This window comes from Rhizobium sp. BK060, assembly GCF_014193145.1.
In the GTDB taxonomy this organism is placed as follows: Bacteria; Pseudomonadota; Alphaproteobacteria; order Rhizobiales; family Rhizobiaceae; genus Rhizobium.
The window spans coordinates 57,671-78,846 of the sequence record NZ_JACHYW010000025.1 but is presented as its reverse complement, the minus strand read 5'-3'; the positions used below and the strand labels follow the sequence as shown (position 1 = coordinate 78,846).

Annotated in this window: 26 protein-coding genes; 16 read left to right on the top strand and 10 right to left on the bottom strand. The window is 58.8% G+C overall.

The annotated features are described in order from the left end of the window. Nucleotides 1–10: 10 nt before the first annotated feature. Nucleotides 11–895, top strand: a complete 885-nt coding sequence (gene dapA, locus FHT71_RS24000; RefSeq protein ID WP_007790531.1) for a 4-hydroxy-tetrahydrodipicolinate synthase — start codon at nt 11–13, stop codon at nt 893–895. Between the two features lie 102 nt (nt 896–997). Further along, complete coding sequence (gene smpB / locus FHT71_RS23995) at nt 998–1,477, top strand: SsrA-binding protein SmpB (protein ID WP_007790527.1); 480 nt, start codon at nt 998–1,000, stop codon at nt 1,475–1,477. 53 nt (nt 1,478–1,530) lie between these two features. On the opposite strand, the gene FHT71_RS23990 is transcribed toward smpB, so the two are convergent. After that, a complete protein-coding gene (locus tag FHT71_RS23990; protein WP_007790525.1) occupies nt 1,531–2,112 on the bottom strand; it encodes an NYN domain-containing protein in 582 nt (193 codons plus the stop codon). Nucleotides 2,113–2,398: 286 nt separating this feature from the next. Between FHT71_RS23990 and rpoZ the strand changes: the two genes are divergently transcribed. The 12 genes from rpoZ to FHT71_RS23930 all read left to right on the top strand — a co-directional run bounded on the left by rpoZ (nt 2,399) and on the right by FHT71_RS23930 (nt 12,547). Further along, nucleotides 2,399–2,803, top strand: a complete 405-nt coding sequence (gene rpoZ, locus FHT71_RS23985) for a DNA-directed RNA polymerase subunit omega (protein WP_007790522.1) — start codon at nt 2,399–2,401, stop codon at nt 2,801–2,803. A 100-nt stretch (nt 2,804–2,903) separates the two neighbouring features. Continuing rightward, entirely contained in the window at nt 2,904–5,153 is a 2,250-nt protein-coding gene (locus tag FHT71_RS23980) for a bifunctional (p)ppGpp synthetase/guanosine-3',5'-bis(diphosphate) 3'-pyrophosphohydrolase (RefSeq protein WP_183722318.1), read from the top strand. A gap of 184 nt (nt 5,154–5,337) precedes the next feature. Further along, the gene (locus FHT71_RS23975) at nt 5,338–5,487 is read left to right on the top strand and encodes a DUF3563 family protein (protein ID WP_007790517.1); all 150 of its coding nucleotides are present in this window, start codon (nt 5,338–5,340) and stop codon (nt 5,485–5,487) included. A gap of 141 nt (nt 5,488–5,628) precedes the next feature. Further along, nucleotides 5,629–6,213 carry a DUF2062 domain-containing protein gene (locus FHT71_RS23970; protein WP_183722341.1) on the top strand — a complete coding sequence of 195 codons (585 nt, stop codon included), beginning with the start codon at nt 5,629–5,631 and terminating at the stop codon, nt 6,211–6,213. Next, nucleotides 6,210–6,614 carry a holo-ACP synthase gene (gene acpS, locus FHT71_RS23965; protein WP_132591721.1) on the top strand — a complete coding sequence of 135 codons (405 nt, stop codon included), beginning with the start codon at nt 6,210–6,212 and terminating at the stop codon, nt 6,612–6,614. Before FHT71_RS23970 ends, acpS begins: the two co-directional genes overlap by 4 nt. 114 nt (nt 6,615–6,728) lie before the next feature. Then, a complete protein-coding gene (gene lepB / locus FHT71_RS23960; RefSeq protein ID WP_007790507.1) occupies nt 6,729–7,472 on the top strand; it encodes a signal peptidase I in 744 nt (247 codons plus the stop codon). Next, nucleotides 7,469–8,188: a ribonuclease III gene (gene rnc, locus FHT71_RS23955; protein WP_007790504.1), complete on the top strand. Its 720-nt coding sequence runs from the start codon at nt 7,469–7,471 to the stop codon at nt 8,186–8,188. Before lepB ends, rnc begins: the two co-directional genes overlap by 4 nt. An 8-nt stretch (nt 8,189–8,196) precedes the next feature. Further along, nucleotides 8,197–9,135 (top strand): GTPase Era, encoded by a 939-nt coding sequence (gene era, locus FHT71_RS23950; RefSeq protein WP_132591723.1) that lies wholly within the window; start codon nt 8,197–8,199, stop codon nt 9,133–9,135. A gap of 129 nt (nt 9,136–9,264) precedes the next feature. Further along, on the top strand, nt 9,265–10,017 hold the full coding sequence (locus FHT71_RS23945; RefSeq protein ID WP_132591725.1) for a Crp/Fnr family transcriptional regulator: 753 nt from the start codon (nt 9,265–9,267) through the stop codon (nt 10,015–10,017). Nucleotides 10,018–10,248: 231 nt separating this feature from the next. Continuing rightward, entirely contained in the window at nt 10,249–10,611 is a 363-nt protein-coding gene (locus tag FHT71_RS23940; protein ID WP_007790496.1) for a response regulator, read from the top strand. A gap of 67 nt (nt 10,612–10,678) precedes the next feature. Beyond that, nucleotides 10,679–11,437, top strand: coding sequence for a DNA repair protein RecO (gene recO, locus FHT71_RS23935; protein WP_132591729.1), 759 nt, complete (start codon nt 10,679–10,681; stop codon nt 11,435–11,437). A 108-nt stretch (nt 11,438–11,545) separates the two neighbouring features. After that, complete coding sequence (locus FHT71_RS23930; RefSeq protein ID WP_132591731.1) at nt 11,546–12,547, top strand: aldo/keto reductase; 1,002 nt, start codon at nt 11,546–11,548, stop codon at nt 12,545–12,547. Here FHT71_RS23930 and FHT71_RS23925 read toward each other — a convergent pair. From FHT71_RS23925 to FHT71_RS23915, 3 genes are all read right to left on the bottom strand, one after another. After that, a complete protein-coding gene (locus tag FHT71_RS23925) occupies nt 12,544–13,398 on the bottom strand; it encodes an MOSC domain-containing protein (protein ID WP_132591733.1) in 855 nt (284 codons plus the stop codon). The two genes, FHT71_RS23930 and FHT71_RS23925, sit on opposite strands and share 4 nt — an antisense overlap. Nucleotides 13,399–13,407: 9 nt before the next feature. Continuing rightward, a complete protein-coding gene (locus tag FHT71_RS23920) occupies nt 13,408–14,052 on the bottom strand; it encodes an HD domain-containing protein (RefSeq protein ID WP_183722315.1) in 645 nt (214 codons plus the stop codon). 67 nt (nt 14,053–14,119) lie between these two features. After that, nucleotides 14,120–16,000: an EAL domain-containing protein gene (locus FHT71_RS23915; protein WP_183722313.1), complete on the bottom strand. Its 1,881-nt coding sequence runs from the start codon at nt 15,998–16,000 to the stop codon at nt 14,120–14,122. Nucleotides 16,001–16,455: 455 nt separating this feature from the next. On the opposite strand from FHT71_RS23915, the gene FHT71_RS23910 reads away from it, so the two are divergent. Together FHT71_RS23910 and FHT71_RS23905 are read left to right on the top strand one after the other, a co-directional pair. Further along, a complete protein-coding gene (locus tag FHT71_RS23910; protein ID WP_007790483.1) occupies nt 16,456–16,770 on the top strand; it encodes a hypothetical protein in 315 nt (104 codons plus the stop codon). Nucleotides 16,771–16,889: 119 nt separating this feature from the next. After that, nucleotides 16,890–17,405, top strand: coding sequence for a superoxide dismutase family protein (locus tag FHT71_RS23905; protein ID WP_132591739.1), 516 nt, complete (start codon nt 16,890–16,892; stop codon nt 17,403–17,405). 26 nt (nt 17,406–17,431) lie between these two features. Here the strand turns inward: FHT71_RS23905 and FHT71_RS23900 are convergent, their stop codons facing one another. The 6 genes from FHT71_RS23900 to FHT71_RS23875 form a co-directional block, all read right to left on the bottom strand. Further along, the gene (locus FHT71_RS23900; RefSeq protein ID WP_132591741.1) at nt 17,432–18,007 is read right to left on the bottom strand and encodes a hypothetical protein; all 576 of its coding nucleotides are present in this window, start codon (nt 18,005–18,007) and stop codon (nt 17,432–17,434) included. Between the two features lie 36 nt (nt 18,008–18,043). Then, nucleotides 18,044–18,580, bottom strand: a complete 537-nt coding sequence (locus tag FHT71_RS23895) for a tyrosine phosphatase family protein (RefSeq protein ID WP_183722310.1) — start codon at nt 18,578–18,580, stop codon at nt 18,044–18,046. Next, a complete protein-coding gene (locus tag FHT71_RS23890; RefSeq protein ID WP_007790472.1) occupies nt 18,577–19,182 on the bottom strand; it encodes an HD family hydrolase in 606 nt (201 codons plus the stop codon). The genes FHT71_RS23895 and FHT71_RS23890 overlap by 4 nt, the downstream gene beginning before the upstream one ends. Next, nucleotides 19,179–20,012, bottom strand: coding sequence for a folate-binding protein YgfZ (locus FHT71_RS23885; protein ID WP_183722308.1), 834 nt, complete (start codon nt 20,010–20,012; stop codon nt 19,179–19,181). The genes FHT71_RS23890 and FHT71_RS23885 overlap by 4 nt, the downstream gene beginning before the upstream one ends. A gap of 62 nt (nt 20,013–20,074) precedes the next feature. Then, nucleotides 20,075–20,818, bottom strand: coding sequence for a hypothetical protein (locus FHT71_RS23880; protein WP_132591747.1), 744 nt, complete (start codon nt 20,816–20,818; stop codon nt 20,075–20,077). 17 nt (nt 20,819–20,835) lie between these two features. Next, a complete protein-coding gene (locus FHT71_RS23875) occupies nt 20,836–21,093 on the bottom strand; it encodes a hypothetical protein (RefSeq protein ID WP_037082203.1) in 258 nt (85 codons plus the stop codon). Nucleotides 21,094–21,176 lie beyond the last annotated feature (83 nt).

Genomic DNA, 21,176 nt, shown 5'->3' with positions numbered 1-21,176 from the left:
GGAGTTCTGCATGTTCCAGGGATCCATTCCCGCTCTCGTCACTCCCTTCACTGATGCTGGCCAGGTGGATGAGGCCTCGTTCGCGAGCCACGTCGACTGGCAGATCAAGGAAGGCAGCAGTGGTCTCGTTCCGGTCGGCACGACCGGCGAATCTCCCACGCTGTCGCATGCCGAGCACAAACGGGTGGTGGAACTCTGTATCGAAGCCGCAGCCAAGCGCGTGCCCGTGATGGCCGGCGCTGGTTCGAACAACACGCGTGAAGCGATCGAACTTGCTCAGCATGCAGAGAAGGCAGGCGCGGATGCCATCCTTGTCGTCACACCCTACTACAACAAGCCGACACAGAAGGGGTTGATCGCGCATTTTTCGGCGATCGCCGATGCTGTAAAGCTGCCAATCTATATCTACAATATCCCGGGCCGTTCGGTGATCGACATGACACCGGAGACCATGGGGGCGCTTGCCAAGGCACACTCCAATATCGCTGGCGTCAAGGATGCGACCGGAAAGATTGAGCGCGTGTCTGAACAGCGTCTCACCTGTGGCAAGGAATTCAGGCAGCTGTCGGGCGAAGATGCGACGGCACTCGGGTTCAACGCCCATGGCGGTGTCGGCTGCATCTCGGTGACGGCCAACGTGGCGCCGCGCCTTTGCGCGGAGTTCCAGGCAGCGACGCTTGCCGGTGACTACGCGAAGGCGTTGGAATATCAGGATCGCCTGATGCCGCTGCACAAAGCAATCTTTCTGGAGCCCGGCCTCTGCGGAGCAAAGTATGGCTTGGCAAAGCTGGGGCGGATGAGCCGCAACGTGCGTTCGCCGCTGGTATCGACGCTAGAGCCTGCCACGGAAGCGGCGATCGATGCCGCCATGCGCCATGCCGGCTTGCTGAACTAAGGCAGCCGCTCGAACTGCCTTCACAGCCGGGCGATGTTCCCTTACATACAAGGTACGAGATAAGGGCGCGACAATCGCGCCCTCAAGCATTTGGAATGTGTCATGGCCCCCAAAGGCAGCGAACGCGTGGTCAAGAAGATCGTTGCGGAGAACCGCAAGGCGCGCTTCAACTATGAGATCATCGATACCTACGAAGCCGGCCTCGTGCTCAAGGGCACCGAGGTCAAGTCGCTGCGCGAGGGTAAGGCCAATATCGCGGAATCCTATGCCTCGGACGAGGACGGCGAGATCTGGCTGATCAACTCCTACTTGCCGGAGTATCTGCAGGCAAACCGCTTCAATCACGAGCCGCGTCGGCGCCGCAAACTCCTCCTTTCCAGCCGCGAGATCAATCGCCTACGGGCAGGGATCAACCGTGAAGGCATGACCTTGGTCCCGTTGAAGATCTATTTCAACGATCGCGGCCGCGCAAAGATGGAACTGGCGCTTGCCAAGGGCAAGAAGCTCCACGACAAGCGCGAGTCGGAGAAGGAGCGCGATTGGAACCGACAGAAGAGCCGTCTTCTGAAGGATAACGGCTAGCCAACATCCCGGCGGCATTTCTGCCCGGACATAATGGCACTCCATTGATCGGTCTAAGCTTCCAGATCGGTTGGCGCGGCGGTTTCGGTGGGCCGCGGCGGCCGCTCCGAGGGATCGCGCCCGATTTCGCTCTTCAGGGACAGAAGATCGATGAAGTGATCGGCCTGTCGGCGCAGGTCGTCGGCAATCATCGGCGGTTGTGTTGCCATCGTCGATATGACGGAGACCTTTCGGCCCTTGCGCTGCAGCGCCTCGACGAGTGTCGTGAAGTCCCCATCGCCGGAGAAGATGACGAGATGGTCGACGGTCTCCGATTGCTCCATCGCGTCGATCGCAAGCTCGATGTCCATGTTGCCCTTGATCTTTCGGCGGCCCATCGAATCCGTGAATTCCTTCGCCGGCTTGGTGACGACCTTATAGCCGTTGTAGTCCAGCCAATCGATCAGCGGACGAATGGAGGAATACTCCTGATCTTCGATTAGCGCTGTATAGTAGTAGGCGCGCAAGAGATAGCCGCGTTTCTGAAATGCCTTCAACAGCTTGCGGTAGTCGATATCGAAACCAAGGCTTTTGGACGCAGCGTAGAGATTGGCGCCATCGATAAAAAGAGCAATTTTTTCGCGTGGATCAAACATCGCGTACCAATCCAATGTGAGCAATCGTGGTGCTTCCGTCAAAATCCAAAGAAACAATGGGTTATGCGGCCGCTTGGAACAATTCTTACTTTATGAACTATTCATATAAGAGAGATTTAGGGCACGATTCGCGATATTCCAAGCAACTTTTGGTGGAAACCCGCTTTCGGTTTCAAAATTCGCCGCCGTCGCCCGTTGGGGCTTCGCACAATGAAAACTTGAATTTGTCCGGTTTTAATTGTATCGGGCGTGTTAATCCCGAGATCACGACCGCAAAGGACAGGCAATGGCCCGTGTCACCGTAGAAGACTGCATTGATAAAGTTGAGAACCGCTTCGAGTTGGTTCTGCTTGCCAGCCACCGTGCCCGGCTGATTTCCCAGGGCGCCTCGATCACCATCGATCGTGACAACGATAAGAACCCGGTTGTGGCGCTTCGCGAGATTGCCGATGAGACGCTGTCTCCGGACGACCTCAAGGAAGATCTGATCCACTCGCTGCAGAAGCATGTCGAAGTCGACGAGCCCGAGCCCGATGCGGCGAGCCTCATCGCAGCCGGCGGCGTCGCTGCCGCCGATAGCGAAGAGCAGGAGGATCTTCCCGAAACGATCACCTTCGACCAGATGTCGGAAGAAGAGCTTCTGGCTGGCATCGAAGGCCTTGTGCCGCCGGAAAAGAGCGACGATTACTAATCGTCAAGCTTGCGCCGTTATTGCTTCGGCATATTATTGCATATTATGTGCGCCAATCCGTGATTGGCGCGCTTTTCTTTTTTAATGGAGTGGTTTCGGGATGATGCGGCAGTACGAGCTCGTGGAGCGGGTTCAGAAATATAAGCCCGATGCCAACGAAGCCCTGCTGAATAAAGCCTATGTCTATGCAATGCAAAAGCATGGACAACAGAAACGTGCCAGCGGCGATCCCTACATCTCGCATCCGCTGGAAGTCGCCGCCATTCTTACCGACATGCATCTCGACGAGTCGACGATCGCCGTCGCCCTGCTGCACGACACCATTGAGGATACGACGGCGACGCGCGCCGAGATCGACGAGCTGTTCGGAGAAGACATCGGTCGGTTGGTCGAAGGTCTGACGAAGATCAAGAAGCTCGATCTCGTCACCAAGAAGGCCAAGCAGGCCGAAAACCTTCGCAAGCTGCTCCTCGCCATCTCCGACGACGTGCGCGTGCTGCTCGTAAAGCTTGCAGACCGACTGCACAACATGCGCACGCTGGATCACATGTCACCGGAAAAGCGTGCGCGCATTTCCGAGGAGACAATGGATATCTACGCACCGCTCGCCGGGCGCATGGGTATGCAGGATATGCGCGAGGAACTGGAAGACCTCTCGTTCCGCCACATCAACCCGGAAGCCTACGAGACGGTCACTGGGCGGCTTGAGGAACTCTCCAAGCGCAACGAAGGTCTGGTCAAGAAGATCGAGACCGAACTGGGCGATCTGCTCGAAGCAAACGGACTGACCGGCGCCATCGTCAAGGGGCGTCAAAAGAAGCCTTACTCCGTGTTCCGCAAGATGCAGTCGAAGTCGCTGTCCTTCGAACAGCTTTCGGACGTCTACGGTTTCCGCATCATCGTCGATGATATTCCGGCTTGCTACCGGGCTCTCGGTATCGTTCACACCCGCTGGCGCGTGGTTCCTGGGCGCTTCAAGGACTATATCTCGACGCCGAAGCAGAATGACTACCGTTCGCTGCACACGACGATCGTCGGCCCGTCCAGCCAGCGCATCGAGCTGCAGATCCGTACCCGGCGCATGCACGAGATCGCGGAGTTCGGTATCGCCGCCCACACGCTCTACAAGGATGCCGCTTCGACCTCTGACAACGATATCCTGTCGCGTGAGTCCAACGCCTATTCATGGCTGCGACACACGATCGAGGCGCTTGCCGAAGGAGACAGCCCGGAGGAGTTCCTGGAGCATACAAAGCTCGAGTTGTTCCAAGATCAGGTCTTCTGCTTCACGCCCAAGGGCAAGCTGATCGCGCTTCCGCGAGGCGCGACCCCGATTGACTTTGCCTATGCGGTTCACACCAATATCGGCGACACGACGGTCGGCGCCAAGATCAACGGTCGTATCATGCCGCTCGTGACCCGGCTGGCAAATGGCGATGAGGTCGAGATCATTCGCTCCGGCGTGCAGGTGCCACCTGCAGCCTGGGAAGAGATTGTGGTAACGGGCAAGGCGAGGGCCGCGATCCGCCGCGCCACCCGATTGGCCATCCGCAAGCAGTATGCCGGCCTCGGCCATCGCATTCTGGAGCGCACCTTCGAGCGGGCCGGCAAGATCTTCTCGCGCGAAGCGATGAAGCCCGCGCTCCATCGGCTTGGGCAGAAGGATGTCGAAGACGCCATCGCCGCTGTCGGTCGTGGCGAGATGTCGTCGCTCGACGTGTTGCGCGCCGTTTATCCGGACCATCTGGAAGAACGCGTGACGGCCAAGCCGAGCGGTGACGACGGTTGGTTCAATGTTCGCAGTGCCTCGGGCATGATCTTCAAGATACCGGGCAAGGCGAAGTCGGGTGTCGATGGCGCGGTCGCGGACCTCAAAGCCGACATCGATATGGATACCATGCCGATCCGTGGCATTTCGAGCAATGTCGATGTGCAGTTTGCGCCGACGGGCGCCGTACCCGGTGACCGCATCGTTGGGATCATGAATACGACGGAGAAGGGCAACGGTATCACGATCTATCCGATCCAGTCGCCGACGCTGCAGCGTTTCGATGATCAGCCGGACCGTTGGATCGATGTTCGCTGGGATCTTGATGAGGCTAACAAGTCGCGCTTCGTGGCGCGGATCATGGTCAACGCGTTGAACGAACCCGGCACCTTGGCTAAGCTCGCCCAGACCGTTGCTGGCGTCGACGTCAATATTCGGGTGTTCAACACAGTGCGCGTCGCAACCGACTTCACCGAGATGACGCTCGATGTTGAGGTTTGGGACCTTCGGCAACTGAATCAGCTGCTTTCCCAGCTGAAGGATCTGGAGTGCGTCGCGACGGTTCGCCGACTTTACGAATAGGCCGGCGAAGCCGGTTGGTGGGCTGTCTGCACATTTTATGATCGTTTCGTGACCAAAGTCGCGCTGATATAAGGCGAGTTATGCGCATGGCGCATGGCTGCGCCGACCTTAGAGCGTTGGTAATTGCTGCTGCGAGCGCCTATCTTCCAGTCATCAGGAAATGAACAGAAGATGAGGCAAAGAAATGTTTACACCGATCAAGAAGATCGCCCGCGCACTGCGCGCACCGACTGCTGAAGAGCGCGAAATGGCTTACCTGAACGGTTCGTTTGACCGTATCGATCTTGAATATCGTCAGCGTCAGGTTGACCGCGGTCTTTTCCGCGCCCGTTAATATCGGGTCTATACTTGAAGAATGGAAGGGGCGTATTGCATGTCGCGCCCCTGGTGAGTGCTCAGTCTGCAGTGATCAAATAATGACTGAGATGGTTTGACGCTCTTGTCAGCCTGGTGCGGGTTGCACTACATACGCGCCATGTTGTTCCGACGTCGAAAACCTGCTGGATTCCGTGAAAAGCTGCGTGAGTTGTTATGGCCTCGCAAGGGATTCTTGCGGCCGTTCCGCTATCTCACGATGCGTGTTCTGCGCTTGACGGCGTCGCCGCACGCCGTTGCCATGGGTGTCGCCGCAGGGATCTTTGTGTCCTGGACGCCCTTTATTGGCGTTCATTTCGTCATGGCCTTCGTGCTCAGTTATCTCTTCTCCGGCAACATGGTCGCCGCTGCGCTTGGCTGCGCGGCTTTCGGCAATCCGCTGACCTATCCGTTCATCTGGGGGGCGACCTGGGAGATCGGTCACCTGCTGCTTGCTCGTCAGGATACGATGCAGGGGCACTCGATCGATCTCGGCGCCCTGTTCCATGAGCTGCATTTCAGCGAGCTCTGGCGACCCGTTCTCGAGCCGATGCTGGTTGGCTCCATCCCACCGGCACTTTTGACTTCCGCTATTGTCTACTTCGCGACCTTCTACACCGTGAGGGGCTTCCAGGCGCGCCGCCGCGAACGCCTGATGATGCGTGCCCGTGTACGGCTGTCACATCCAGCGCAGGAAACCGTATGATTATCGGTATCGGCAGCGATCTCATCGACATCAGGCGCGTCGAGAAATCCCTCGAACGCTTCGGCGAGCGTTTTACCAGTCGCTGCTTCACCGAGATCGAGCGGGCAAAGTCCGATCGGCGTGCCAATCGCGCGGCCTCCTATGCCAAGCGCTTTGCCGCCAAGGAAGCTTGCTCCAAGGCTCTTGGAACGGGCATGGCGCAAGGGGTGTTCTGGAAGGATCTCGGCGTCGTGAACCTGCCAAGTGGCAAGCCGACGATGAAGCTGACGGGCGGGGCAGCCGAGATGTTGCAATCGCTGCTGCCGGCGGGCCACAAGGCTGCCATTCATTTGACGATAACGGATGATTATCCCTTGGCGCAGGCTTTCGTCATCATTGAAGCCTTGCCCGAAAATGCCTGATCAGCGACGTAGAGTCGCTTTTAATGTTGGCGCCATTGCCGCAATCGGCCGAAGCCGCTAGAGAGAAGCAAACAAGAGTTGTGCCCTTGGGGTGCATTGAAGGAATAAGACTGCGTGTCCGAAAAAGTCGAAACCAAGCCGAACGCCCTGTGGGAAAACATCAAGGTCATCGCCCAGGCGCTGATTTTGGCAATGGTTATCCGAACGGTATTTTTTCAGCCGTTCACGATTCCGTCCGGCTCCATGATGCCGACTCTGCTTGTCGGCGATTACATCTTCGTCAACAAGTTCGCCTACGGCTATTCGAAGTACTCGCTGCCCTTCTCGCCGAACCTCTTCAGCGGCCGCATCTTCGCGAGCGAGCCGAAGCGCGGCGACATCGTTGTCTTCCGTTTCCCGCCGAACCCGGACGTCGATTACATCAAGCGTCTGGTCGGTCTTCCCGGCGATCACATTCAGGTCACGGAAGGTGTGCTCTACGTGAACGGCAAGCCGGTTCCGAAGGTACCGGATGGCACGTTCAATTCCGACTACGCCCAGGATCCGGGCCAGGACGTGCCCGTGTTCCGCGAGACGCTGGATAATGGTGTTAGCTACGATACGCTGGATCAGTCCCCGGTTTCGCGCGGCGACAACACGCGCGAGTTCATCGTTCCTGAAGGTCACTACTTCATGATGGGCGATAATCGCGACAATTCGCTCGACAGCCGCTTCGATGTTGGCTTCGTGCCGGCGGAGAACCTGGTCGGTCGCGCCAGCGTCATCTTCTTCTCGCTCGGCAACGACACTTCATTCCGCGAGATCTGGAAGTGGCCAACGAACATGCGTTGGGATCGTCTCTTCAAGGGCGTTGAATGAGTAAGGCGCAGACGCTCTCGGCGGCGGATCGAACAAGGCTTGAGGCCCTGATCGGTCACCAGTTCGCCGAGAAAGAGCGGCTCGATCGGGCTTTGACTCATGCGAGCGCCCGCACGCAGAAGGGCGGGAACTACGAGCGTCTGGAGTTTCTTGGCGACCGTGTGCTTGGCCTCTGCGTCGCCGAACTGCTCTTCCGCACGTTTGGCGCGGCGACTGAGGGCGAACTTTCGGTACGCCTCAATCAGCTCGTCAGTGCCGATACCTGCGCGGAGGTTGCCGACGAGCTCGGCCTGCACCTGTTCATTCGCACTGGCGCCGACGTGAAGAAGCTGACCGGCAAGCGCATGATGAACGTGCGCGCCGACGTGGTCGAAAGCCTCATCGCGGCGATCTACCTCGACGGCGGCCTGGAGGTCGCCCGACGTTTCATTTTGAAGTTCTGGGAAAAGCGGGCAGCACGCGCCGACGGCGCTCGGCGCGACGCAAAGACCGAGTTGCAGGAATGGTCGCACGCCAAATTCGGCATCACGCCGATCTATCGGGTTGAAGAACGCACCGGACCGGATCATGATCCGCGCTTCACCGTGACGGTGGAGGTCACAGGTGTTCAGCCCGAGACGGGCATCGAACGCTCAAAGCGGGCTGCAGAGCAGGTCGCAGCCACACGAATGCTGGAACGCGAAGGCATTTGGCAGAAGCCCTCTGCCGGAAACTGACGGGATAAATGACGGAAGAACACGATATGGCGGATGACGCCGCTGAAACCGCGGGCGCGACACGGTCGGGCTTCGTCGCGCTGATCGGGCCGACCAACGCCGGCAAATCGACGCTGGTCAATCGCCTGGTCGGCGCCAAGGTCTCCATCGTCAGCCATAAGGTGCAGACGACGCGTGCCATCGTGCGCGGCATCGCGATCCACGACAATGCGCAGGTCGTGTTCATGGATACGCCTGGTATCTTCAAGCCGCGTCGGCGGCTCGACCGCGCGATGGTGACATCTGCTTGGGGCGGCGCAAAGGATGCCGACCTGATCATGTTGCTGATCGACAGCGAACGCGGTCTGCGCGGTGATGCGGAAGCCATTCTTGAGGGCCTCAAGGAGGTGCATCAGCCGAAGATTCTTGTCTTGAACAAGATCGATCGGGTCAAGCGCGAAGATCTGCTGGCGCTTGCGGCGGCGGCCAACGAGAAGATTGCCTTCACCCATACCTTCATGATCTCGGCCGAGAATGGCTCCGGTTGTGATGACGTCATGGACTATCTGGCAAAGGCGCTGCCCGAGGGACCTTGGTACTATCCCGAAGACCAGATTTCCGATCTTCCGATGCGCCAGCTTGCGGCGGAGATTACCCGTGAGAAGCTGTTCCTTCGCCTGCATCAGGAGCTTCCCTATTCGTCGCATGTCGAGACGGAGAAGTGGGAGGAGCGCAAGGACGGCTCGGTGCGGATCGAGCAGGTGATCTACGTCGAACGCGACAGCCAGAAGAAGATCGCGCTCGGCAAGGGCGGCGAAACGATCAAGGCAATCTCCTCGGCATCACGTCGGGAACTTTCCGAAATCCTCGAGCAGCCGGTCCATCTTTTTCTATTCGTGAAGGTTCGCGAAAACTGGGGCGATGACCCCGAGCGCTTCCGTGAAATGGGGCTGGATTTCCCGAAGTAGAGCGACAGCTTCTGCAGCGTTGTTTCTATGGTAAAAATTGCCTCTGCGTGGAACAGCCCTCGGGGTTCGCGTGTTGTTATGTGAAGCGCCAATCCCGGCGGCGCCGTTCCGTTGAGCACGAGGACCTGTATGGCGACCCGGCGCCCCACTTACTCGTTCAAAACGCCGTGCGAGCGCTGTCCGTTGCGTGCTATCGCGACGTTCAGGGAGTTCAGCAGCGAAGAGCTTGAATTCGTCTCGAAGTTCAAGAGAGGCGAGCTGGCCGTGGATGCCGGTGCCACGATCCTCGTCGAGGGCGCACATAGTGCTCACCTGTTCACCGTTCTCTCCGGCTGGGGCTTCCGCTACAAGACACTGGAGGACGGACGCCGGCAAATCCTGAACTATGTAATGCCGGGTGATCTGATCGGTCTTCAGGGAACGATCATGGGGGAAATGCAGCATTCCGTCGAAGCATTGTCGCCGGTGTCTCTTTGCGTCTTCGAGCGCGACAAGCTGATGACCCTCTATAACAAGCATGCGTCCCTGGCCTTCGACATCACCTGGATTGCTGCCCAAGAGGAACGCATCCTTGACGAACACCTATTGAGCATTGGCCGTCGGACGGCGCTCGAACGAGCCGCCTACCTCATCGCCTTTTTGTTTGAACGCGGGAAACGGCTGAAGCTGTTCAACGGTGAGGCGTCGATCCCGATCACGCAACAGCACGTGGCAGATACGTTGGGGCTTTCGATTGTCCATACCAACAAGACATTGAAAAAGCTTGCTAATCGTGATCTCATCTGCTGGCAGGAGCGCACCTGCGAGGTGATAGATGGAGACGGGCTGATGGCTGCTGCCGGCTGGGAGGGGCTTGGAGAGAAAGTCCGTCCATTCATATGATACGTGTCGCCGATGTGTTTTATTTAAATGCACACCACGCGATGTGGAGCTATGTTCCTCCGCGTCATCTTTCTTCCTGCTTTGCTTTTTATCGACGCGAAACGAAAAAGCGGCTATGCAAGTTAAGCGGTAAATGGTCATTGGCCAGTGAGCCATGGGGCGTCAGAGTGGAAATCCGGGAAATGCAATGCCGAGCGTCTTAGATGACACTCAGCGAGGGGCGTATTGGGTATGAAGGCAAACCGTGTTCTGGTCCTTGAGGACAGTTTGATCATCGCGATGGAAGCCGAGGATATCCTTCGCCAGGTGGGCGTAGAAACAATTGGCATCGTCAGCAGCCTCGACCAGGCAATGGAGGCGACCAGGACCGAAACCTTCGATTTCGCGTTGCTGGACGTCAACCTTGGCGAGGTCATGAGCTTCGATTTCGCCCGTCATTTGGCCAACATCCATATCCCGTTCGGGTTTGTGAGCGGCTATTCGGACACGAAGGACTTTCCCGAAGATCTCCAGAATGTGCCGCTGCTCGTCAAACCGTTTGGCGAATCGGCGATGCGCGACTTCCTTCAGAAGCTCTTCCCAGCCAGCGTCTGAATGCCTTTCATGACAGAGCACCAGTGTTGCGGTAGGATCGAGTCGTAAGGTTTAGGGTTCGCTTCGGATGCAGTGGCACGACCGGGCAATCATCTTGGGTGTCAAGCGCCACGGCGAGACGAGCGTCATCGCCGAGGTGATGACGCGCGAGCGCGGGCGCCATCTGGGCATGGTCCGTGCCGGCCGGTCGCGGGCGATGCAACCTGTCCTTCAGCCCGGCAACGAAGTCGAGGTCACATGGCGCGCGCGCCTTGATGAACACCTTGGCGAGTTTCGCATCGAGCCATTGACGTTGCGGGCCGCGCGCCTGATGGAAACGGCGACGGCCGTCTATGGTGTGCAGGCGATGGGCGCGCTGTTGCGGTTGCTGCCGGAGCGTGATCCGCATCCGCATCTCTTCGAGGCACTCGAGGTCATCCTTGACAATCTCCACAACCCGGCCGATGCCGGTGAGCTTTTCGTCCGCTTCGAACTCGCAGTTCTGAACGACCTTGGTTTCGGCCTCGATCTGACCGAATGCGCTGCTACGGGCGCGCGTTCCGACCTTGCCTATGTATCGCCGAAGTCGGGCAGGGCGGTCAGCCGGACAGCAGGTGGTCCCTGGGCGGACAAGATGCTGCTCCTGCCGTCATTTCTGAACAGCGAGGAAAACCGCGCGGCCGATATCGACAGCCTCAACGCCGCGTTCCGCCTGACGGCCTTCTTCCTCCATCGCCATGTCTATGAGCCACGCGGAGTGGAGGCGGCGGCTGCGCGGGAGGGCTTCGTACAGGCGGCACTGAAAGCACTGAAGGCAGCCGCTACGCAGCACGAACTGTCTACCTGATCGATCGTTTTTCATCGGTGAAAAATATCGTGCAGAGCAGGTGCTTTACGCGCCTCACGCTCCTGCCTATTTCGATCGCATGCAGCCCAGCGATCGGAGGAGTAGACGATGCTGACCAAGCCCAATATGAGGACCGCGATAAATCTCTGGAACAATTATGAAATACCCAGATTGGGCATGGGCTGCTGGGCAATCGGCGGACCGTTCTATGCCGGCGATACGCCACTGGGGTGGGGCGAGGTCGATGATGACGAGTCCATCGCCGCCATTCATCGCGCAATCGAGCTCGGCATTCGTTTCTTCGATACCGCCTCGAACTACGGGGCGGGGCATTCAGAGGAAATCGTCGGGCGTGCGTTCGGCAATCGCAGCGACATTGTCATCGCGACCAAGTTCGGCTTTGCCACCGACCCCCAGTCGAAGCAGGCAACAGGCGCCTTCGCCGATCCGGAGTTTATTCGTCGCTCGGCCGAAACATCGCTACGCAGGTTGAAGCGGGATCGCCTCGATCTGCTTCAGTTTCATCTGAACGACTTTCCGCTGGAGCAGTCGGATGATGTCTTTGAAACGCTGGAGAAACTGCGTAGCGAGGGCAAGGTCGACGCCTTCGGCTGGAGCACGGACTATCCCGATCGTGCCGCGCGACATGCCGACCGCCCTGGTTTCGTTTCCGTCCAGCATACGATGAACGTCTTCGAGCCTGTGCCGGATATGATCGCGGTGATCGAACGGCATGGACTGATCTCGATTAACCGCGGGCCGCTCGCGATGGGGTTACTCAGCGGAAAATTCCGCGCGGACACGAAGGTCGGCGATAAGGATGTTCGCGGCGCAAGCCTCGACTGGATGATCTATTTCAAGGATGGGCGCATTGCGCCGGAGTTCGCAGCACGGCTGGAGGCGGTTCGCGAGCTGCTGAAGTCCGACGGACGAACTCTCACGCAGGGCGCCTTGGCCTGGCTATGGGCGCGCTCGCCTCGAACTCTGCCGATCCCGGGCTTCCGCACCGTCGCCCAGGTTGAAGAAAACGCCGGCGCGTTGGCCAAAGGCCCGCTATCGCCAGCGGTCATGACGGAAATAGACGAGACGCTTGCGCAGCTTCGGACCTAGGCGCGCTCGCGGATCTTGAAAGACCAGCCTTCGGGCCTCTCCTCTATGATCCTGACCGGGTCACCGACCGCAATTCGACCGGTTCCACGAGGCGTGACATTCCAGCCGAAGAGCGGGCCAGGTACACGCCGGTCCGCAGACATCCGAATGCGCCCCAGGGCCAGCATCGGATTGGGAACCTCGCGCGATCCGGTCGATTGGTCCTGCGTCGTCATGACGCAGCGCGCACAGGGCTTGACGAGGTCGAAACGAATGCCGCCGATCTCGACCGCTGCCCAGCGGTCTTCCGGCCAGGCTTCCTCGGTGTCGACGACGATGTTCGGCCGAAACCGCTCCATGCCGACACGACCTTCGCCGTGCTTTTCAAGGTCGGCATTTAACGCCCGCAGGGAGCCGGTTGTCGTTAGCAGGATCTGGTAGCCATCGGCAAACGCGACGGGTGTGCCTTCGCCAGCCCATTCCGCGCTTGCGGAACGCCTAGCGTCCTGATCGAAAAACACCAGTTTCACTTCTCGCCCAAGCCAGGTTGAAAGTTCGTCATTTACGGCGTCATCGGCAACCGCGGCGTTGACGATGGACTTCCATATCGAGACATTCATCCGCCGCGCGGCATTGGGGATTTGCACCGCCATCTGCTGGCCACCCATGGTGAGGCGCAGCTCCGAAGACCCGGGATGTAGGGCAATGCGGGCAAGCTCGGGCAACTCGCGCTGTGTAACGAAGTGTCCGTCCCGATCGGTGATCATCGCGCGCCGATCGCCCGGTGGGCCGAAGGCGTCGATCTCGGTTGATGGTAGGGCAATGCCGCGGGCGCTCTTGAGCGGATAGATGAAAAGCTCGGTGATATGCATCGTACGCTCCTAGATTTCGTCCATGAACGCTGCAAGGAAGTCGCGCAGCCGTTGGTCACGCGTGGCCGCAAGCGCCCGGCCGGCCTTCGTTTGAAAGCCATCCGCCAGTTTGAATAGCTTGGTCTGGAAGTGGTCGATCACATATCTCTTGTCGTCGAGTTCGCGGTTGCTGCCGGCCGGATCGAACGGATCATAGAGCGCCGACGACATTCGACCGCCGATATAGAAGCATCGGCCCGCGCCGACCATGCCTATCGCATCGAGCCGGTCGGCATCCTGCAGTATCTTGGCCTCCAGGGTTTCTGGCGGGACTTTTGCGGAGAAGCTGTGCGCGACAATGGCATGTGCGACTGCTGCGATATTGTCACGATCCCAGCCAAGCTCCGCGAGTACGGCCGATGCCTTCTCTGCCGCCAGCGCTGACGCTTGCGACCGCATGGGCGAATTCTTCTCCACGGCAACACAGTCGTGCAGGAGGACGGCAGCCGCCAGGATCCTTGCATCACCACCCTCAAGAGCCTGGATTCGCGTGGCGTTCTTGAAGACACGCAAGACATGCGCGATGTCATGCGAACCGTCATCGCTCTCCGACGAATGCGGCCCGAGCTGGGTGGCGAGGTCTTCAAATGGAGCGAAAGCTTTCGCCTGGAACATGGGATCACCGCGTTGAAAAGAAGGCGTCCTTCCATAAACGCAGGAACCACGAGTCGCAACGAGCCCACTAGCTCGCGTGGGCGCTGGCATGCTCCTGCGGCGGCCGGGCCAGCAGGTAAGGCACGTCGGCTGCAGGCCGCGGCGGACTGATGTGATAACCCTGGATCTCATCGCAGGCTTCACGCTGGAGCAGGGCCAGTTGCTCGGCCGTTTCTACTCCCTCCACAGTTACACGCATGCCGAGCGCGTCGCCGAGAAGGATGATGGCGCGCATGATCGCGAAGGCTTCCTTGCCTTCGACGATACCGTCGACGAATGACTTGTCGATCTTGATCTTGTCGAAGGGGAACCGCTGGAGATAGCTGAGCGACGAATAGCCGGTGCCGAAATCGTCCATGGCGATGCGAATGCCGCTTCGCTTGAGCATGTGCAGGATGGGCAGGGCCTCATCGAGATTTTCCATCAGCACGCTTTCGGTGATCTCAATTTCCAGACGGCCGGCCGGAAGCTGCGCTTCAGCCAGTGCCGCGGCGACGTCGGCCGGCAGATCACTGTTCGTGAATTGAATGGCTGATACGTTGACTGCGACCTTGATATCTTTCGGCCAGTGCACCGCATCGCGGCAGGCGCGGCGCAGCACCCAGCGTCCGATGTCGACCACGAGACCGACCTCTTCCGCAAGAGGGATGAATTCCAGTGGCGGCACCCGACCGCGCGTCGGGTGGTTCCATCGCACGAGCGCCTCGAAACCGCAGATCCGCTGCTGGCTGAGATCATAGAGCGGTTGATAGTGAAGCTCGAATTCCTCGCGCTCGACTGCTTTCCGCAAATCCGCTTCCAGTGCATGCCGCGTTTCGATTTGCGCTTCCATCTCGGCGGTGAAGAAATGCTCGCCGTTGCCGCCGCTGCGCTTGGCGTGCGACAGCGCGACGCCGGCATGCTTCAGCAGGACATCCGTCTCCGTTCCGTCTTGCGGACTGATGGCGATACCCATCGATACGCTGAGTTCGACGGCCTTGTCTCCGCGAAAGAACGGTTCTGACAGTTCCCGCCGGATCTGATCGGCAAGAGCCGTGACATTCCATGGCTGCTGCCGGCCGGATTGGAGAATGGCGAATTCGTCGGAGCCAAGGCGCGCCAGTACATTGCCGGCGCCGGCCGACATGCGGATGCGCTCGGCCACCTGTCGCAGGATCTTGTCACCGGCCGAGACGCCGAGCGTGTTGTTGATCGATTTGAAGCGATCAAGATTGAGGTGCACGAGTGCGATGTGTTCGTCCGGCTCGCGACCGGCCAGCGCTGCGTCGATGCGTTCCCGTAGGCTGATGCGGTTTGGCAGGCCTGTCAGCGGATCGTGATGAGCGAGATAGGTTATGCGGTCGGCCGCCTTTCGGTCTTCGGTAATGTCGGCGTGGATGGAAATACTGCTAGCATCAGGCAGCACCGTGATAACGCTCTGGAAGGTACGTCCGTCTTCCATCATCCATTCGCGGTGACGGATTTGCCCGCCCTCCGAGGTGGCGTCCCGTAAACGGGAAGCCTTTTTCTCAACTCGCTCGGTGCCGCGGATCTTTGCGATCAACGATCCCATCGAAGCCCCAGGAGAGGCCTCCTCGGCGCTGAACCCGAAGAGTTGCCGGAAGCGGATGTTACAGACGATCAACCGCTGCTGTGAATCGAAGACACTCAGGCCCTGAGGCAGGTTGTCGAGAACGATCCCGAAGAGGCGCTTTTGCTCCGCGAGATCTTCCTTTGAGGCGACGAGGCTGCCCTTCAGCTCACCGTTTTCCTTGACGAGCAGTCGAGAACGATCCTCGGCGGCCCGCTTCTTTCCTGTCTGCAGCCGATATGTCTCGACGACAAGGGTCATCAAGCGCTCGGCGTTGGCAGACCCGTCCTCATTGACAGCGGTTGTGCACTGTTGCCGAAAAAGGGCTTCAGCGTCCATTTGGCGCAATCTCCACGTCGGGAGAGAAAGGAACGTGAGCGGAGCCCAGTGGACCGCTTGCTAATCTGCAATTGCGACGCGGCGCGTCAGACATGAAAGGACCTTCTGAAACAATCGAAAAATATCGTCTATACAATCTTAAACTCAACCGGCGATGTGCCGCCGTGGCAAAGATAATCCGCCGGTCGCATTAAAATTCTATTGCAACGCAAACGAATATATCCCTGGCACTATATTTGGCTGCTTCAGCCGAAATGCCGGCAGATGCAAGGGATCTGAGCCGGGACCACACGTCGCCGATGCGTCAAGATCACACTTTGTCAATCATGGTTAATGGCATGTTAACAGCTTATTGACGCAGTGCGCAAATCAGTTTAACGACTGATTAGTCTTTGATTTTCCCCATTTCGTATTGCGTACAAACATCACCGAAACGGCGGTGAATGGAGGTTTGTATGAGCCAAGTTTCATCGGTTAGCGACACGTCCTACGCGTATCTCGCGACGCTGTCGCGGCTGGACACAAATGGTGACGGCGTGCTGAGCCGGGGCGAGCGGGCGGCTGATGATAAGCCGGGCATTCTAAAGCAGTTGGGCGAAGAAGATACGATCCAGGAATTTGCACCCAAGCTGTCTGACGGCGTGCTTGCATTCATGATGGGCACTCGCGAGAGCGGAAGCGTCAATTTTTATCAGCAGTCTCAGCAAAACACCTCTTACGATGTGTATAAGAGCACTTACGGTCAGTACGATCTCGATACCGTCGCCTGATTGTGTCGCGTGTGCATCGTCAAGGCCGGCCCCTCGAGGCCGGCTTTTCTTTGTTGCCAATTCAGGAACAGCTTCACACCTCGCACGTTGGAAACGACGATGCAAGGAAGGAAGCTCCAATGAAAACAGTCCTCTCGATTGCCGCTTTGGCGTTCATTACGGTCTCTTCAGCCGTGTTGGCTCAGGATAAGCAAACGGCCACTGCGGACTTCGTGGGCGGTGATGGAAAGGCAAGCGGTCGGGCCACTCTGACGGCTGCAGCAAACGGTGGCGTCTTGATCGAAGTCGAAGTGACTGGATTGCCTTCGAACAGATGGGTCGCATTCCATGTCCACGAGACCGGTAATTGCGACGCCGCGGGACATCACGAGTCGGCTGGAAAGCACTTCAATCCGACTAACACTGAGCACGGTCTGCTGTCCGCAAAGGGACCCCACACCGGCGACATGCCCAATCAGTATGTTGACCAGGATGGCGTTCTGCGGGCACAGGTGTTCGACAGCATGGTCACCCTCGACGGCAAGACCGACGGCATCCGCGGTAGAGCCTTGATCGTTCATTCCAATTCCGATGATTATCGTAGCCAACCTGCAGGGGACGCAGGCGAGAATCTAGCATGCGGCGTCATTAAGTAGGCTATTTCTGCTCCGACGTTGGTCGGTCAGTGATAGTAGTATCGCTCTGCGTACCACTCGCTTGATGCCATGGGCTTATCCGTCGCGATCCACTGTCCGACACTGCTCGTTTCGAGCACGTCGGCTGTTGCGTGATCCTCCAGTCCGACGAATATGATGTTTGTGTTCTCGCGCAGCCGAGGATCGGTGGCGAAGCCCATGCGGCCATCGTCTCCCACGTGCATCAGGCTCATCCTGACGTAGAAGAACTCGGCCTGACAATCCTCCATGCCTTCCTCGTTGAAAGCATGAGCAACGTCGATCACCGACTTCTGTGGCCCATTATAGACGGCGATCGTCTCGTTGAGCCCAAATGTTGCTCCGTAGAGCGCGATCGAGCTTGTCGGAACTGGAGTTGTGGCGCCGGTGGTCATGTCCATCTGCTGGCCGAAGAAGCTGGTTTTCCCGACATTCAGGTCGCCGCGAAAGAAATAGGAAAATCGATCACGCGTCAGATAAATCGCCTGCCATCGAAACCGTATATACGCGTCCGAGGCGCTGCTCAGGCCCTTGAGCGTGGCCAAACAGCTTACAAACGTATCGCGATAATTCTGCAGCGACATCGATCAACCTCCTCTAAGAGGTTAACCGGTATCGACTCAAAACGTTCCGGCAGTCGGCTCTTCCAAGTTCAACGTAAACGGCGCGTTTCCGTCCGCATCTGCACCCCTGCCAATGGCGCGAACCGAATCCACCAATCGCCCACCGCGACCGAGCATGTCGTCACCGATTTGAACGAGCCGGGTATTGGGGGTCGCATAGGCTGACGCGGTGCGCAGCCGGCGAACCAGCGCACCGTCGTCCTGCTCAGGCGACAATGAGAGAGCGGCAATCAAGGCGGCTGCGGGTGAGCGAGACACGCCCATCCAGCAATGGATCAGAAGAGGTGCGCGTTGGTCCCAATCACGTACGAAATCGATGATCTCCCGGACATGGGTTTCATCAGGCGCCATGAGATTGCCGGTTCCCTTGAAGGCGATGTCATTCATATTGAGGAGAAGATGCCGGTGCGCCTGGATCACCCCGGGACGGTGAAAGGCGTGCTCTTTTGCCATCAAGCTGATCATCTCACGCGCGCCATGCCTGACTGCCATCTCGGCGATCCGGGCAAGAGGCGCGACAACGATCATCGTCATGCTTTGCTGCTCCGTATGGTCTCGATTGCGTCGAAACGTTCGCAAAAGAGGCGCTGCGCCTCGACAGCCGGCAAGGGCGTCATCAGCAGCATGTCTTTGGTGATCCCGCGTGGCTGACCAAAGAATTTCTGCGCCTCCGCCGAGGTAAAGCCGGCAAGCTGCGTTGCCTCGAAATAGGCGGCGATGGTATCGGCCTTCTTGATCCTCTCCTTAAGCTCGCGCGTCGGGTGAGGCGGCAGCCCAAAGCGAAGGTGGACGGCCGCTTCCAGCCGCTTTTCGACGGCCTTGTATCCGCCGCCTACGACCGACTTGAAGGGTGAAATCATGTCGCCGATGACATACTCCGGCGCATCGTGGAGCAGCGCCATCAGGCATTGGTCGGCTGTCGCATCGTTGAGACGGCGGAAGATATCCTCCACGACAAGGCAGTGCTGCGCGACTGAGAAGGCGTGATCCCCAGAAGTCTGTCCGTTCCAGCGGGCAACGCGCGCGAGCCCATGCGCGATATCGCTCATCTCGACGTCAAGCGGAGAGGGGTCGAGCAGATCGAGCCGGCGGCCCGAGAGCATGCGTTGCCACGCGCGCGGCGCCTTTGTAGTCACGCGCTCGCCTCGTCCGCAGTTGACGGGAATGTCAGTCCCGTCCAGGCAGGCAATTCCAGGGTAACGGATGTGTCGCCCGCCAGCAGCGGCGTGTGTGCCGCCATGGCTTCACCGGCACGATCGATGCGAACGATCGCAAGGCCGTCTTTTCCGATGACCGAACCGAGCGTGCCGACCGGCTTGCCGGCGGCGGTTATCTCCGTCCCCGATGGCGGTAGTGCCACCTCGGCCTTCACCGTGACGACGCGGCGGCGCGCCGTTCCACGATGCTGCATGCGCGAAACGACCTCCTGGCCGACATAGCAGCCTTTCTTGAAGGAGAGGCTGCCATTGAAATCCATCAGGACATCGTGCGGGAAGGCGTCCTGCAGGGCATAATCCTGTCCGGACGCGGCGATGCCGTTCGCAATGCGCAACGCATCGTAAGCCTCGAGATCATCGGTACCTTGCTGCCCCGGTTGCCGGATGACCGAAATACCTGCCTTGGCGAAGCGACTGTCTGCCAGCCCCTTGCTTGCAGTTTCCCAGGAAACCGTCACGCCTTCGCCGGCCGGCGACAGCTCGACGGCAGCCCTGAGCTTATACACCGTCAGCCGCTTGAGCAGCGCGTCCCGCTGATCGTTGTCCGTCTCGATAACGAACCCGTCGCCGTCCCGCCAGATCATGAAATCGAAGAGGATTTTGCCCTGAGGGGTCAAGAGCGCACCTGGTCGTGCTTCGTCCGCCGAAAGCGCCGCGAGGTCCGTCGTGATCAGATTGTGCAGAAAGGATTGTGCCTCCGAGCCGCTGACCCGGATGAGCGAGCGGTTCTTCAGAAATACGGCTGGCATGGCGGCACCTGTCGCGTTCGTTCTCGCTCAGAAGTATGTCTTCAGTGAAGGGATCGCAAGCCTCAGTCGCCGGCGGTGAAGTACTTCCACTTGCCATCGGGGGTGATGCCCAGCCGATAAAAATTATAGCCGCCGAATTCCTGCATGTCGGACAGGTCGCCTGCCGTAACGATGCGCAGCAATTCCACCCGCTCGGGAGGCGTCAGCGCCTTCAGGTCCTTCTCGGCGAAATAAGGCCAGACATACATCTCGTCAGCTGTGCCTTGGCCAACATGAACGAACCCAGTGGAAATAATGTCGAGCATAATTGCCAGGATCTCATCGCCCTCGGCATCGCCCGAAAGGTCCTTGAGCGCGCTGATTGGATCGTCGGTCGGCTCGCCGACAGTCACCTGGGTCTGGCTGGAGCCGGTGCCGAGCAGAGGCCGCAGCCGCTCGAGATCGCCCGAAGCGGCAGCTTCGACGATCTGCTCGCGCATCTTGCGAACGGGCTCAGGGACTTTGCTGATATCGTAGATGATTTCGACAGGCTTCGTGCTGTCCTGGGCGCCGGGTGTCTTGTCGTTGCCCTGACCGGCCTGCGAGTTGACCAACGGGTCGGGCATCGGAACGCCGGGCGCGGTTGGCGATGCTGCGGGCTTGTCGCCGCTTTGGCCCGGAGCGCTCTGCTCGGCTTGGCCCGGGGTCTTCTGCAGCTCGGACAGTGCCAGGGCCGAGGTCCCGGTCAAGCTGCTGGCGCTAAGGCCGATTGCAAGCAAAAGCGGCACCATCGCGGGCCGCGAAGCATTGTCCCTAGCGGTATGCATGAAACTCTCTGTGATTGTTATTGCAAGGTGCGGCTTGGAGAAAACTCGCCGGCAAGCATGCGCTCGCGCAAGGAATCCAGCAGCGCTTCTGCACTGTTTTCGCCATGTAGGCGAATGGTTTCGCGCAGCGCGTGGATGATTGCTGTATCGGCGATGATCTCGGGTTCGATTCCGTCTGCCATGCCGTCGGCCCAGGCTTCGTTATGGTACTCCAAGGCCGCCTGAGTCTTCTCATGAACGATCATGTCGTCGATGTCATTGAGGCTTGGTTCCATTGTCATTTCCTCAAACTGCATGCCTTACTGCCTAGTTAACAACCTTATCAGCCTTTTCCCAAAACGACACGGCCGGGTGTGAA

What these genes read in the sequence shown, in the direction of transcription:
- dapA (WP_007790531.1), top strand. Translation starts at nt 11, where the DNA reads ATGTTCCAGGGATCCATTCCCGCTCTCGTCACTCCCTTCACTGATGCT.
- smpB (WP_007790527.1), top strand. Translation starts at nt 998, where the DNA reads ATGGCCCCCAAAGGCAGCGAACGCGTGGTCAAGAAGATCGTTGCGGAG.
- FHT71_RS23990 (WP_007790525.1), bottom strand. Translation starts at nt 2,112, where the DNA reads ATGTTTGATCCACGCGAAAAAATTGCTCTTTTTATCGATGGCGCCAAT.
- rpoZ (WP_007790522.1), top strand. Translation starts at nt 2,399, where the DNA reads ATGGCCCGTGTCACCGTAGAAGACTGCATTGATAAAGTTGAGAACCGC.
- FHT71_RS23980 (WP_183722318.1), top strand. Translation starts at nt 2,904, where the DNA reads ATGATGCGGCAGTACGAGCTCGTGGAGCGGGTTCAGAAATATAAGCCC.
- FHT71_RS23975 (WP_007790517.1), top strand. Translation starts at nt 5,338, where the DNA reads ATGTTTACACCGATCAAGAAGATCGCCCGCGCACTGCGCGCACCGACT.
- FHT71_RS23970 (WP_183722341.1), top strand. Translation starts at nt 5,629, where the DNA reads ATGTTGTTCCGACGTCGAAAACCTGCTGGATTCCGTGAAAAGCTGCGT.
- acpS (WP_132591721.1), top strand. Translation starts at nt 6,210, where the DNA reads ATGATTATCGGTATCGGCAGCGATCTCATCGACATCAGGCGCGTCGAG.
- rnc (WP_007790504.1), top strand. Translation starts at nt 7,469, where the DNA reads ATGAGTAAGGCGCAGACGCTCTCGGCGGCGGATCGAACAAGGCTTGAG.
- era (WP_132591723.1), top strand. Translation starts at nt 8,197, where the DNA reads ATGACGGAAGAACACGATATGGCGGATGACGCCGCTGAAACCGCGGGC.
- FHT71_RS23945 (WP_132591725.1), top strand. Translation starts at nt 9,265, where the DNA reads ATGGCGACCCGGCGCCCCACTTACTCGTTCAAAACGCCGTGCGAGCGC.
- FHT71_RS23940 (WP_007790496.1), top strand. Translation starts at nt 10,249, where the DNA reads ATGAAGGCAAACCGTGTTCTGGTCCTTGAGGACAGTTTGATCATCGCG.
- recO (WP_132591729.1), top strand. Translation starts at nt 10,679, where the DNA reads ATGCAGTGGCACGACCGGGCAATCATCTTGGGTGTCAAGCGCCACGGC.
- FHT71_RS23930 (WP_132591731.1), top strand. Translation starts at nt 11,546, where the DNA reads ATGCTGACCAAGCCCAATATGAGGACCGCGATAAATCTCTGGAACAAT.
- FHT71_RS23925 (WP_132591733.1), bottom strand. Translation starts at nt 13,398, where the DNA reads ATGCATATCACCGAGCTTTTCATCTATCCGCTCAAGAGCGCCCGCGGC.
- FHT71_RS23920 (WP_183722315.1), bottom strand. Translation starts at nt 14,052, where the DNA reads ATGTTCCAGGCGAAAGCTTTCGCTCCATTTGAAGACCTCGCCACCCAG.
- FHT71_RS23915 (WP_183722313.1), bottom strand. Translation starts at nt 16,000, where the DNA reads ATGGACGCTGAAGCCCTTTTTCGGCAACAGTGCACAACCGCTGTCAAT.
- FHT71_RS23910 (WP_007790483.1), top strand. Translation starts at nt 16,456, where the DNA reads ATGAGCCAAGTTTCATCGGTTAGCGACACGTCCTACGCGTATCTCGCG.
- FHT71_RS23905 (WP_132591739.1), top strand. Translation starts at nt 16,890, where the DNA reads ATGAAAACAGTCCTCTCGATTGCCGCTTTGGCGTTCATTACGGTCTCT.
- FHT71_RS23900 (WP_132591741.1), bottom strand. Translation starts at nt 18,007, where the DNA reads ATGTCGCTGCAGAATTATCGCGATACGTTTGTAAGCTGTTTGGCCACG.
- FHT71_RS23895 (WP_183722310.1), bottom strand. Translation starts at nt 18,580, where the DNA reads ATGACGATGATCGTTGTCGCGCCTCTTGCCCGGATCGCCGAGATGGCA.
- FHT71_RS23885 (WP_183722308.1), bottom strand. Translation starts at nt 20,012, where the DNA reads ATGCCAGCCGTATTTCTGAAGAACCGCTCGCTCATCCGGGTCAGCGGC.
- FHT71_RS23880 (WP_132591747.1), bottom strand. Translation starts at nt 20,818, where the DNA reads ATGCATACCGCTAGGGACAATGCTTCGCGGCCCGCGATGGTGCCGCTT.
- FHT71_RS23875 (WP_037082203.1), bottom strand. Translation starts at nt 21,093, where the DNA reads ATGGAACCAAGCCTCAATGACATCGACGACATGATCGTTCATGAGAAG.